Raw genomic sequence first — 12,579 nt, forward strand, 5'->3', positions numbered from 1 at the left:
CCCGGCCATCAACGTCAACGACTCGGTCACCAAGTCGAAGTTCGACAACAAGTACGGCTGCCGCCACTCCCTGATCGACGGCATCAACCGCGCGACCGACGTGCTCATCGGCGGCAAGGTCGCGGTCGTCTGTGGCTACGGCGACGTCGGCAAGGGTTGCGCTGAGTCGCTGAGGGGCCAGGGCGCCCGCGTCATCATCACCGAGATCGACCCCATCTGCGCGCTCCAGGCCGCGATGGACGGCTACCAGGTCGACACCCTCGACAACGTCCTCGACATCGCCGACATCGTGATCACCGCGACCGGCAACAAGGACGTCGTCACCGTCGAGCAGATGTCGAAGATGAAGCACCAGGCGATCCTGGGCAACATCGGCCACTTCGACAACGAGATCGACATGGCCGGCCTCGAGGCCGAGGGCGTCGCGACCCGCAAGAACGTCAAGCCGCAGGTCGACGTCTGGACCTTCCCGGCCGAGGGAGACCGGCCGGAGCACTCGATCATCGTGCTCTCCGAGGGCCGGCTGATGAACCTCGGCAACGCGACCGGCCACCCGTCGTTCGTCATGTCCAACTCGTTCACCAACCAGGTCCTCGCCCAGATCGAGATCTTCACCAAGCCGGAGGACTACCCGGTGGGTGTCTACGTGCTGCCCAAGCACCTCGACGAGGAGGTGGCGCGCCTCCACCTCGGGTCGCTGGGCGTCAACCTCACCGAGCTGACCACCGACCAGGCGTCCTACCTCGGTGTCGACGTCGCGGGCCCGTACAAGTCGGACCACTACAGGTACTGAGCCGACCGCGGGCCCCCGCGGGGCCGCGTCGGCAGGTCGTTCGAGTCGGGTGGTGACGAGGTCTCCGCCCGACTCGAACGACGTCGGGGCCGAACTGCCCGCTCGCGCCGTCCCCGGAGGAGCGGCCGTGCGTCAGCTCCACTCGACGGAGACACCCGCCGTGCCGGGGCCCACGTCGCTGAAGTAGGCGCTCACCACCCCACCGAGCCCGCACACCAGTTCCTCCACGTCGACCGGCGTCGCCGTCGGTCCGCTGCGGAACTGCTTGGTGCACCGGGCGGGCAGCGCCCGGCGGTGGAAGCCCAGCTGCACGAGGTAGCTGCGGCACGGGTCGCGGAACGTGCGGTGGTGGCCGGGCGTGGGGCCGCCGGTGTCGTCCACGACGGTGTAGCTGAAGACGTGCTCCTCGCCCTCGGCGAGCCGCCGGTCGAACAGCAGTTCCACCGCCAGCCCGCGCGACGCGGCCTGCCTGCGCAGCCGCCCCTGCCGACAACCCTCACCCGGACGGATGGCGGCGCTCTCGATGTGGCTGCCCTCGTCGCCCTGGTGCACGGCCAGGTAGCGGTCGGGTCCGGCGCGCAGCGCCCTGACCACCAGCCGGGTCGTCACGGCGCGCTGCTCGTGCCTGCCGCCGACCAGCACGGCGTCGTGCACGCACAGCACCTCCAGCCCCGCGTTCGACCTCGACGACTCGGGGATGGCGTCGAACTCCGACGGCAGCGGCACGGTGTCCGCCCAGGCCGACGCGAGTTCGGCGAACGCCGAGGGCGTCGGGCGGACGTGCGGTGGGTGGCGGGGGCCGATCAGCGCGGTCAGCGAGTCGGTCGGCAGCTTCAGGACGACCTCCAACGCCCGCACGGTCGGGATCGCCCTGGGCACTTCCGGGTGACGGAGACCCCGTTGCCAGTAGCTGAGCGTCGATTGGCCCACCTGCACGCCGAGCTGCTCGATGTGCGCCCGCAGCCGGGCCAGGGAGAGCCCCCGGTGGGCGATGGCGTCGCGCAGGGCCCGGTGGAACGGCCCGTAGCGGAGCGTTTCGGCAAGTGAGGCGGGCACCTCTCCGGTCGGGAGGCCGGTCGGCTCGTCAGCCGGACCGGCGTGCCCGAAGTCCGCGGTCACCGCGGCACCACCTTCCGCACGCCGAAGTGTTGGTTCACCGTAGTCACTCGATCTGGTGACCGGAAGATCCTGTTTCACCCATGTGGGTTACAGGCTTGGGACGGTTACGGCGTTCGCCTGCGTCCGGCGGTGACGGACCGCCGCACAACTAGGGTGGGCAGGTGGGAAAGCTCGTGGTTATCGAGGGACTTGACGGTGCGGGCAAGCGGACCCTGGCGGGTGCGCTGACCGCGGAGCTGGCCGAGCGCGGCGCGAAGGTGGTGACGGGCGCGTTCCCCCGCTACGAGGAGGACGTGCACGCCGAGCTGGTGCGCGACGCGCTGCACGGCAGGCTCGGCGACCTCACCGACTCCGTGCACGGCATGTCCGTGCTCTACGCGCTGGACCGGCGGGGCGCCGCCGACCGGATCAGGGCCGACCTGGACCAGTACGACGTGGTGCTGCTGGACCGGTACGTCGCGTCGAACGCCGCGTACGGCGCCGCCCGGCTGGGCCAGGGCGCTCGGGGCGAGTTCGTGGAGTGGGTGCGCGCGCTGGAGGTCGACCGGTTCGGGCTGCCGGTCCCGGACCTCCAGCTGCTGCTGAGGGTGCCGACGGCGGTCGCGGCGGACCGCGCGGCCCGGCGCGAGGCGTCCGACGCCGACCGCGCCCGCGACCTCTACGAGTCCGACGACGGGCTCCAGCAGCGCTGCGCCGCGGTCTACGACGACCTGGCCGCCGACGGCTGGCTCGGGCCGTGGGAGGTGCTCGACGGGTCGGCGGACGTGACGATCACCCCTGTCGTGGATCGCCTGTTCGGTCCCTGATCGTCACGCGGTGTTCACCTGCCAGGCCAGCGTTGACCCCGGCCTTCTAGACCGTAAGAGTGGGTTTTCGCGAACGGTTCGGGACCTTCGGTAACGAATAGTGAGCGTGCCGCGTATTAGTCCGAGACAACCGCTCAGCGGCGCTAACAGGGCGAGGTGGCCTGGTGGAACGACGGCACCAGATGGTTACGGATCGAACCCGCGCGACGACCAGCAGCGATGATCGCTGGGCGGTGCGCGAACGGCCGACCGTCAGTGCAACGATGTCGGGCATGAAGGCACGTGTGCTGGTGGTGGACGACGACCCCGCGTTGGCGGAGATGCTGACCATCGTGCTGAGGGGTGAGGGCTTCGACACCGCGGTGGTGGCCGACGGGGCGAGGGCCCTGCCCGCGCTGCGCGAACTCAAGCCCGACCTGGTCCTGCTGGACCTGATGCTGCCCGGCATGAACGGCATCGACGTGTGCAAGGCGATCCGCTCGGAGTCGGGCGTCCCGATCGTCATGCTGACGGCGAAGAGCGACACCGTGGACGTGGTGCTGGGCCTGGAGTCCGGCGCCGACGACTACGTGGTCAAGCCGTTCAAGCCGAAGGAGCTGGTCGCGCGGATCAGGGCGCGGCTGCGGCGGACCGAGAACGAGCCGGCGGAGACGCTGGCGATCGGCGACCTGAGCATCGACGTCCCAGGGCACGAGGTGCTGCGGGAGGGCAAGCCGATCCAGCTCACGCCGCTGGAGTTCGACCTGCTGGTGGCGCTGGCGCGCAAGCCGCGCCAGGTGTTCACCAGGGAGGTCCTGCTGGAGCAGGTCTGGGGCTACCGGCACGCGGCCGACACCCGGCTGGTGAACGTGCACGTCCAGCGCCTGCGGTCCAAGGTCGAGCGGGACCCGGAGCACCCGGAGGTCGTGCTGACCGTCCGCGGCGTCGGGTACAAGGCCGGTCCTCCGTGATGTCCGGGGGGAGCCGGGGATGACGTGGCTCACGCGGCTGCTCCTCCCCGCCGTCCGCAACGGGCGGCGGGTGGCGGAGCAGGCGCGCAGGCGGTGGCTCGCGTTCGGCGAGCTGTGGCGGCGGTCGTTGCAGCTGCGGGTGGTGGTCAGCACCCTCGCGCTGTCCTCGGCCGTCGTCTTCGTGCTGGGAATGGTGCTCCAGATGCAGATCACCAACCAGCTGCTGGAGACCAAGACCAACGCCGCGATCCAGCAGACGAAGGCCAGCGCCGCCGCGGTGCAGCCGGACCTCCTCGGCCTCAACCCCGGCCCGGACACCGTGCGCACGCGCTTCCTCAGCGCCGTGAACAAGCTCAACACCGCCAGCTCCGGCCAGGACGTCGCGAGTTCCGGGGCCGGCGCGTTCGAGCCCGTCTTCGACGACGCGGGCAACATGGGCGTCGACGGCCAGCCGAACTCCGTCGGACCGTACTGGGAGGTGCCCGAGGGCCTCGCCAAGATGGTCCAGAGCGGCTTCTCGGGCAGCCAGATCACCACCGTGGAGCGCGAGGCGGGCCCCACCACGCTGCTCGTCGTCGGCGTCCCGGTCAGCACGTCGGCCCGCGCGATGCAGCTCTACCTGCTGTTCCCGCTGACCAGCGAGCAGGCCACGGCCGAGGTCGTGCAGAACACCCTCATCGTCGGCGGGCTCGTCCTGCTCCTGCTGCTCGCGGTGATCGCGAACCTCGTCACCCGGCAGGTCGTCCGCCCGGTCCGGCACGCCGCCGAGGTCGCCGAGCGGTTCGCCGACGGCAGCCTGGACGAGCGGATGGCCGTGGTCGGCGAGGACGACGTCGCGAGGCTCGCCCAGTCCTACAACGAGATGGCCGAGAGCATCCAGGAGCAGATCCAGCAGCTGGAGGACTTCGGCCAGCTCCAGCGCCGCTTCACCTCGGACGTGTCGCACGAGCTGCGCACCCCGCTGACCACGGTCCGGATGGCCGCCGACGTGCTGCACGCCTCGCGCGAGCAGTTCCCCGGCGGCCTGGCCCGCTCGACCGAGCTGCTGGTGGACGAGCTGGACCGGTTCGAGTCGCTGCTCGGCGACCTGCTGGAGATCAGCAAGCTCGACGCGGGCGTCGAGGAGCTGGCCGCCGACCCGGTCGACGTCCGGGTGCTCGCCCGCCGCGCCCACGACGCCGTGCGGGCCATCGCCAAGGGCAACGGCACGACGATCGTCATGGACATGCCGGACCACGACGTGACGGCCGAGCTCGACTCCCGGCGCGTCGAGCGGATCCTCCGCAACCTCCTCGCGAACGCCGTCGACCACGGCGAGGGCCTGCCGGTCGAGCTGACGGTCCGCAGCGACGGCAACGCGGTGGCGATCACCGTCCGGGACCACGGCGTCGGCCTGCGCGCGGGCGAGGCCGAGCTGGTGTTCAACCGCTTCTGGCGCGCCGACCCGTCCCGCAACCGCCGCACCGGCGGCACCGGCCTCGGCCTGTCCATCAGCCTGGAGGACGCCCGCCTGCACGGCGGTTGGCTGGAGGCGTGGGGCGAGCGCGGCCACGGCGCCCTGTTCCGCCTCACCCTGCCGTGCACGCACGGCCGCGAGATCACCAGCAGCCCCCTGCCGCTGCGCCCGGTCGACGCGCCGGAGCACGTCGTCGGGTCGGACGCGGACGACGCGCCGGAGCAGGTGGAGCTGACCGAGTCCGAGATCACCTGGCAGCCCGCGCAGCCGGTCGGCGACATCGAGCCGGACGAGCAGCCCGCCGTCCAGGAGCCGTCGGACGTCGAGCCGCCGAAGCTCGCGTGGGACTCGGAGAAGGAACCCGTCAAGATCACCTGGGACTCGGAGAAGGCGGTGGACGAGCCCGTCCGGCGGTCCGCCCACCCCGTCGGCGGACTCGACGCGACCGAGCCCTCCGAGCGCGAGGAGGCGCGGTGAAACGGCGCTCGCGAGTGCTGGCCCTGCTGGTGGCGCTGCTCCCGCTGGCGGGCTGCGCGGCCATCCCGACGCAGACCTACCCGAAGCCGCTGGGCCCGTCCGCGGCGCGCCAGACGTCCGTCGAGGCCCCGGAGCCCCAGAAGGACCTGGACGCGCTCCAGATCGTCCGCGAGTTCATCCTGGCGTCGGCCAACCCCGAGGTCGACTACGCCGCCGCGAAGGCGTACCTCACGCCGGACGCGCGGAAGTCGTGGAACACCAAGGGCACGCCGACGATCATCGACAACGCCTTCAACACCGTGCCGAGCACCGGCGACGCCGACCTGCCCGCGGACGCCAAGGAGCGCACGGTCCAGCTGCTGGGCCGCAACGTGGGGCGGCTGGAGCTGGCGGACAGCTCGTTCGTGCAGCAGGGCGGTGACCTGAACGAGCCCGTGCGGGTCCAGCAGGTCGACGGGCAGTGGCGCATCTCGACGCCCCCGGTCGGCGTGCTCGTCACCATCGCGGACTTCACCCGCAACTACCAGCGCGTGGTCCTGTTCTTCTACGACAAGGACCGCAACGTCCTGGTGCCGGACCCCCGGTTCGTGGTCATCCCACCCGCGAGCGGCATCCCGCAGCGGGTGGTCGAACTGCTGGTCAAGGGCCCGTCGAGCGCGATGCGCGGCGCGCTGTTCAGCGAACTCGGCCCGGACGCGGGCATCAACAAGAACACCGCCGAGGCCAACGACGGCGCGCTGGAGGTCGACCTCACCAGACTGGGCGACCCGAGCCCCGCGGTCCGCAAGAAGATCGTCGCGCAGGTCGTGCGGTCCCTGGCGGGGGTCACCAGCAGCCGGGTGCGCGTGCTGCTCGACGGCGACGTCATCTCCACGGAGAAGCCGGACTGGCGGCCCGCCGACGTGCAGTCCGGCGAAGCGCTGATCACCCCGACGGCCGAGGAGCGCGGCATGGTCGCCACCGGCGGCAAGCTCCTGTCGCTGCCGGAGGACGCCCAGGTCAAGGGCCCCGCGGGCACGGGGGAGTACAACGTCGTCAGCGGTGCCCAGTCGCTCGACGGGTCGCAGCTCGCCGTCGTGAGCCGCACCGGCCCGAACGCCGTCCGCCTCCGCGTGGGTCCGGCCGAGGAGGCGCTGCGCGAGGTCGAGCTGCCCGCGGCCAGCCTCACCAGACCCACGTGGATGCCCGGCAACACCGTCGGCCAGCCCGGCACCGAGGTGTGGACGGTCGCCGACGGCACCAACGTGGTCCGCGTGGTCCGCGGCGAGGGCGGCGCGCTGAGCGCCAACTCCGTCAACGCCACCGAGCTGACCGGCTTCGGCCACATCGAGGAGCTGCGGCTCTCCAGGGACGGCACGAGGGCCGCCGTCGTCGTGAGCGGCAGGCTCTTCGTCGTCGCGGTCGTCCGCGGCGAGGACTCCTCGATCGCCCTGCGCATCCCGAGGCCCCAGCCGACCTCGCTGGACGGCGTCGTCAAGACCGTCGACTGGCTGGCCCAGGACGTGCTGGTCGCGGGCACCTCGCTGCCCAACAGCCCGGTGGTCCGGCTCAACATCGACGGCCTGAAGATCGAGCGCTACAACACCTCGAACCTCACCGTGCCCATCACCTCGATCGCCGCCGCGCCCGGCCGCCCCATCCTGGCCCTGGACCGCTCCGGCCTGTGGAGCGCCAGCGAGGTCGGCGACGTCTGGCGCGGCAACCAGGTCAAGCCCGAGTCCACCGGGTACGTCTTCTACCCCGGCTGACCGGGAACTGTCGGTGTCCGGGAGCACCCTCGACCCCGTGCTCACCCAACTCCTGGACCTCGTCCTCCCACCCCGCTGCGCGGGGTGCGGCGGCCCAGGGGCGTGCTGCCCCGCCTGCCTGGCGGAGTTCGGCGCCCCGACCCGCGCGCACCTGCCCGGCCGCCCCGCCTACGCGCTGGCCGACTACCGGGGCGCTCCCCGCGACCTGGTCCTCGCCTTCAAGGAGCGGGGCCGCCGCGACCTCGCCACGAGCCTGGGCGCCCTGCTCGGCCGGGCCCTGCGCTCCGTCCCCGAGGCCCGTCCCGACGCCGACGGCACCTGGTGGCTGGTCCCGGCCCCGTCCCGCCGCTCGGCCAGCCGCAGCCGGGGCGGACCCCACGTGCTCCGCCTGGCCCGAGCGGCGGCCGCGAGCGCCGGTGTCCCGGTGGCCGTGGCCCCCGCGCTCGTCCTCACCCCCGGCACGCGCGACTCCGCGGGCCTCTCCGCCGCGGCCCGCCGCGCGAACCTCGCGGGCCGCGTCCGCCTGACCGGCGCGCTGCCCCCGCCGGGCACCGGCGTGGTCCTCCTCGACGACGTGGTGACGACCGGGGCCACCGCGGCGGAGTGCGCCCGCGTCCTGCGCACCGCCGGGGTCGGGGTGAACGCCGTCCTCGCCCTCACGTCCGCCGCCGCCCACCGGTGGTGGTCACCACCGGGTTGACCCGCTCGACCGGGGCGGGTAGCGGCGCGGGTGCGGTGAATCCCGTTCACCCCGGGCTACGAAGATCCACTCCAAGATCAGGTAGTTCAAACCACCCGCAAGAGTGACGCCGGATAAACATCGACAATGGATCGGATCTATTCCGCTCGGCCGGGAACCTGGCGCCCACGTCGGCCGTTGGCCGGACATGACGTCCATCCGGAGCCGGAACACGGCGGTGACTCAGCCGAGTGGTCTGCGGCGCGCGCTGCGCCATCCGGGTGAGTCCGCGGCGCCGCGCGCTGCCGGCCGTGCCCCCGGTGGCACGGCCAGTGGCCAGTTTCGGTCGCGGAGCGTGACAGGGCGTTTTTCTCCGAGTTCCCCCGCCCCGGGGGCTGTCGCTGAGATGAATACCGGGCTAACGTGCTGCGCTATCAGCGTTCCCGGCCCGGTGGGGAAGGAGGCGAAAAGCCCATGACCCTGGCGCCGGAAGACTTGTTGAGGACGACCCTCAGCGACAATCCGCGACTAATGTTCGCGTTTCCGGTGCCGCACTGATCCAAGCCACAGCTCGCAGCAAAGCGAGGGAGGTCGTGTATGGACATCGTCGTTAAGGGCCGCAACGTCGAGGTGCCCGATCACTACAGGGTGCACGTGACGGAGAAGCTGGCCCGGCTTGAGCGCTACGACCGCAAGGTCATCCGCTTTGACGTGGAACTCTTCCACGAGCCGAACCGCAGGCAGGCGAAGAACTGCCAACGGGTCGAGATCACCGGCAAGGGTCGCGGACCGGTCGTCCGCGCCGAAGCCTGCGCAGGCGACTTCTACGCCGCGCTCGACTCGGCGGTCAGCAAGTTGGAGAACAGCCTGCGCCGATCCCATGACAGAAGGCGCGTACACCACGGGCGACGCGGCCCGACATCCGTCGCGGAAGCGACCAGTGGCCTCGGGGCCGTCGTCACCCCCACCGACACGAACGGGTCCGCGCAGCGCGCGCGGCTCGGGCAGACAGCTCTGCTCGACGCCCCCGACCCCTCGGACGACTACGCGGGTGTGGCCGAAGTTCCTGCTCAGCAGCGCTGGGACGACGTCGAGGACAACCTCCCCGGCCGGATCGTCCGCGAGAAAGAGCACCCGGCCAAGCCGATGACCGTCGACCAGGCCCTCTACGAGATGGAGCTGGTCGGCCACGACTTCTTCCTGTTCGCGGATTCCGACTGCGGCAGGCCCAGTGTCGTCTACCGGCGGAAGGGGTTCGACTACGGCGTGATCCGGCTCGCCTGACCGGTTCGACCGCCCATCGACCTTCGACCGAGATCCCCCGGAGCACCCGCTTCGGGGGATCTCGGCGTTTTCGCGGCACCAAAGCGCACCCTCGACCGTTGTACCGTCGTGCGCGGCGCATCCGGGGACCTGTCACAGCGAGTTCTGGACCGGTTCCTGCCTGTGTCGGTGCACACAGGTCTCGCTCTTGCCTACGATGTCGGCTAGAGCGGGCTTCTCGAGCCTGGTGGAAGGCGCCCTGAACGGGCGCGTCGCGATGAGGTAATGAGGTCGACCCGGATGGTGCTGTCCCGACTGCTCCGCGCTGGCGAGGGCAAGATGCTCAAGCGCCTGCGCAACATCGCAGCGCACATCAACAACCTGGAAGACGAAGTCGTAGACCTCACGGATGCGGAACTCCGGGAGAAGACGAACGAGTTCCGCAGGCGCTACGCCGACGGGGAGTCCCTCGACGAGCTGCTTCCTGAGGCGTTCGCCGTCGTCCGCGAAGGTGCGAAGCGCACGCTGGGCCAGCGGCCCTTCGACGTGCAGCTCATGGGTGGTGCGGCGCTGCACCTCGGGCAGATCGCCGAGATGCGCACGGGTGAGGGCAAGACCCTGACCTCGGTGCTGCCGACGTACCTCAACGCCCTGGCGGGCGAGGGCGTGCACGTGATCACGACCAACGACTACCTCGCCAAGCGCGACGCGGAGTGGATGGGTCGTGTCCACCGCTTCCTCGGCCTCACCGTCGGCGTGATCCTGTCGGAGCTGACGCCGGAGCAGCGCCGCGTGGCGTACAACGCGGACATCACCTACGGCACGAACAACGAGTTCGGCTTCGACTACCTGCGCGACAACATGGCGTGGAGCCTGGACGAGTGCGTGCAGCGCGGCCACTACTTCGGCCTGGTCGACGAGGTCGACTCGATCCTCATCGACGAGGCGCGCACGCCGCTGATCATCTCCGGCCCCGCGGACCAGTCGTCGCGCTGGTACCAGGAGTTCGCCCGGCTCTCGCCGCTGCTGAAGAAGGACGTCCACTACGAGGTCGACGAGCGCAAGCGCACCGTCGGCATCTCCGAGGTCGGCGTGACCTTCATCGAGGACCAGCTCGGCATCGAGAACCTCTACGAGGCCGCGAACACGCCGCTGGTCGGCTACCTGAACAACGCGCTCAAGGCCAAGGAGCTCTTCACCAAGGACAAGGACTACATCGTCCGCAACGGTGAGGTCATGATCGTCGACGAGTTCACCGGCCGCGTCCTGGCCGGTCGGCGGTACAACGAGGGCATGCACCAGGCCATCGAGGCCAAGGAGCGCGTGGAGATCAAGGCGGAGAACCAGACCCTCGCCACGATCACGCTCCAGAACTACTTCCGCCTGTACAAGAAGCTGGGCGGCATGACCGGTACCGCCGAGACCGAGGCGGCCGAGTTCCACCAGACCTACAAGCTCGGCGTGGTGCCGATCCCGACGAACCGCCCCGCGCGCCGCGACGACCAGCCCGACCTCGTCTACAAGACGGAGGAGGCGAAGTTCGAGGCCGTCGCGGACGACATCGCCGAGCGCCACGAGAAGGGCCAGCCGGTCCTGATCGGCACGACGAGCGTCGAGCGCTCCGAGTACCTGTCGAAGCTGCTGGTCCGCCGCGGCATCCCGCACGAGGTGCTGAACGCGAAGCACCACGACCGGGAAGCGCTCATCATCGCGAAGGCGGGCCGCAAGGGCGCCGTCACCGTCGCGACGAACATGGCCGGTCGAGGCACCGACATCGTGCTCGGCGGCAACCCGGACATCATCGCCGACCACGAGCTGCGCGAGCGCGGCCTCGACCCGGTCGAGGCCCCGGAGGAGTACGAGGCCGCCTGGTCGAAGCTGATCGAGGAGGTCACGCGCGACGTCAAGGCCGAGGCCGAGGAGGTCCGCGAGGCCGGTGGCCTGTACGTGCTCGGCACCGAGCGCCACGAGTCGCGCCGCATCGACAACCAGCTCCGCGGTCGTTCCGGCCGCCAGGGCGACCCCGGCGAGTCCCGGTTCTACCTGTCCTTGAAGGACGAGCTGATGCGGCGCTTCAACGCCGCCATGGTCGAGACCGTGATGACGCGGCTCAAGGTGCCGGACGACGTGCCGATCGAGCACAAGATGGTCACCAGGGCCATCCGCAGCGCTCAGACCCAGGTCGAGCAGCAGAACTTCGAGATCCGCAAGAACGTCCTCAAGTACGACGAGGTGATGAACCTCCAGCGCAAGGTCATCTACGCCGAGCGCCACCGCGTGCTCGACGGCGAGGACCTGCGCGAGCAGGTCGAGCACATGATCACCAGCGTGATCGAGGAGTACGTCGACGGCGCGACCGCCGACGGCTACTCGGAGGACTGGGACTTCGAGCAGCTGTGGACGGCGTTGAAGACGCTGTACCCGATCAAGCTCGACTGGAAGCAGCTCGTCGAGGGCGACGACGACATCACCCGCGAGTCCCTGCGGGAGACGTTGCAGAAGGACGCGCTGGAGGCCTACCAGGCTCGCGAGGCCGACATCGACTCGCGCGTCGGGCCGGGTGCCATGCGCGAGCTGGAGCGCCGCGTGCTGCTGTCCGTGTTGGACCGCAAGTGGCGCGAGCACCTGTACGAGATGGACTACCTCAAGGAGGGCATCGGCCTCCGGGCGATGGCCCAGCGCGACCCGCTGATCGAGTACCAGCGCGAGGGCTTCGAGATGTTCAACAGGATGTTGGACGCCTTGAAGGAGGAGATGGTCGGCTTCCTGTTCAACCTCCAGGTGGAGGCGGCAGAACCGGAACCGGTAGCCGCACCGCCCATCCCGGTGTCGCTGAGCAACGGCGCCGGCCCGCTGACCGGCAGCCGAGCCCGCGCGCGCGCCGCAGCGGCCAGCGAGGCCCCCGCCCCCGCTCCGGAGGCACCGGCGGGCCCGGCGCTGGCACAGCTCTCGGCCGGCTCCGCGATCCCCCCGGCGCTGCGCGGCAAGGGGCTGGACGAGCCGGGCAGGCAGCGCCTGAGCTACTCCGGGCCCAATGAGGACGGAGAGGCCGAGGCGCGCGACGCCGAGGCGGGCGACGACACGGCGGGCACCCGAAAGGAACGCCGCGCGGCCGCCAGGGCCCAGGCCAAGTCGGCCAGGAAGGGCCCGCGCAGGTAGGGCTTTCAAGAGCGAGTCAGCGAGAGGGCCGTTCCCGATGGGGACGGCCCTCTCGCTGTGAATGGTGGGGGCCCGTGGTTCGAACTGGAGGCCGAGGCGCTTGAGCTGCGAGGTCGAGTGCTCAAGCCC

General features: G+C 70.7%; 9 protein-coding genes. 8 read left to right on the forward strand and 1 reads right to left on the reverse strand.

All coding sequences use genetic code 11. From position 1 onward, the window contains the following. On the forward strand, positions 1–793 hold a 793-nt coding region (locus VFZ92_RS30750; protein ID WP_330879571.1), incomplete at its 5' end, for an adenosylhomocysteinase. 132 nt (positions 794–925) lie between these two features. Here the strand turns inward: VFZ92_RS30750 and VFZ92_RS30755 are convergent. After that, entirely contained in the window at positions 926–1,912 is a 987-nt protein-coding gene (locus VFZ92_RS30755; RefSeq protein ID WP_330879572.1) for a hypothetical protein, read from the reverse strand. A gap of 161 nt (positions 1,913–2,073) precedes the next feature. On the opposite strand from VFZ92_RS30755, the gene VFZ92_RS30760 reads away from it, so the two are divergent. The 7 genes from VFZ92_RS30760 to secA all read left to right on the forward strand — a co-directional run bounded on the left by VFZ92_RS30760 (position 2,074) and on the right by secA (position 12,450). After that, positions 2,074–2,718, forward strand: coding sequence for a dTMP kinase (locus VFZ92_RS30760; protein WP_330879573.1), 645 nt, complete (start codon positions 2,074–2,076; stop codon positions 2,716–2,718). 272 nt (positions 2,719–2,990) lie between these two features. After that, positions 2,991–3,668 (forward strand): MtrAB system response regulator MtrA, encoded by a 678-nt coding sequence (mtrA, locus tag VFZ92_RS30765; RefSeq protein ID WP_259627158.1) that lies wholly within the window; start codon positions 2,991–2,993, stop codon positions 3,666–3,668. A 19-nt stretch (positions 3,669–3,687) separates the two neighbouring features. Then, the gene (mtrB, locus tag VFZ92_RS30770; protein WP_330879574.1) at positions 3,688–5,601 is read left to right on the forward strand and encodes an MtrAB system histidine kinase MtrB; all 1,914 of its coding nucleotides are present in this window, start codon (positions 3,688–3,690) and stop codon (positions 5,599–5,601) included. Next, entirely contained in the window at positions 5,598–7,349 is a 1,752-nt protein-coding gene (locus VFZ92_RS30775) for an LpqB family beta-propeller domain-containing protein (protein ID WP_330879575.1), read from the forward strand. The genes mtrB and VFZ92_RS30775 overlap by 4 nt, the downstream gene beginning before the upstream one ends. A gap of 37 nt (positions 7,350–7,386) precedes the next feature. Beyond that, the gene (locus VFZ92_RS30780; RefSeq protein WP_330879576.1) at positions 7,387–8,049 is read left to right on the forward strand and encodes a hypothetical protein; all 663 of its coding nucleotides are present in this window, start codon (positions 7,387–7,389) and stop codon (positions 8,047–8,049) included. Between the two features lie 576 nt (positions 8,050–8,625). After that, on the forward strand, positions 8,626–9,312 hold the full coding sequence (hpf, locus tag VFZ92_RS30785; protein ID WP_330879577.1) for a ribosome hibernation-promoting factor, HPF/YfiA family: 687 nt from the start codon (positions 8,626–8,628) through the stop codon (positions 9,310–9,312). 279 nt (positions 9,313–9,591) lie between these two features. Then, positions 9,592–12,450: a preprotein translocase subunit SecA gene (gene secA / locus VFZ92_RS30790; protein ID WP_330879578.1), complete on the forward strand. Its 2,859-nt coding sequence runs from the start codon at positions 9,592–9,594 to the stop codon at positions 12,448–12,450. The last annotated feature ends 129 nt before the right edge of the window (positions 12,451–12,579 follow it).

The organism is Umezawaea sp. (genome assembly GCF_036375055.1).
GTDB lineage: Bacteria > Actinomycetota > Actinomycetes > Mycobacteriales > Pseudonocardiaceae > Umezawaea.

Bases quoted from the DNA above. Each gene is read 5' to 3' on its own strand.
- secA (WP_330879578.1), top strand. From the start codon at position 9,592: ATGGTGCTGTCCCGACTGCTCCGCGCTGGCGAGGGCAAGATGCTCAAG.
- mtrA (WP_259627158.1), top strand. From the start codon at position 2,991: ATGAAGGCACGTGTGCTGGTGGTGGACGACGACCCCGCGTTGGCGGAG.
- hpf (WP_330879577.1), top strand. From the start codon at position 8,626: ATGGACATCGTCGTTAAGGGCCGCAACGTCGAGGTGCCCGATCACTAC.
- mtrB (WP_330879574.1), top strand. From the start codon at position 3,688: ATGACGTGGCTCACGCGGCTGCTCCTCCCCGCCGTCCGCAACGGGCGG.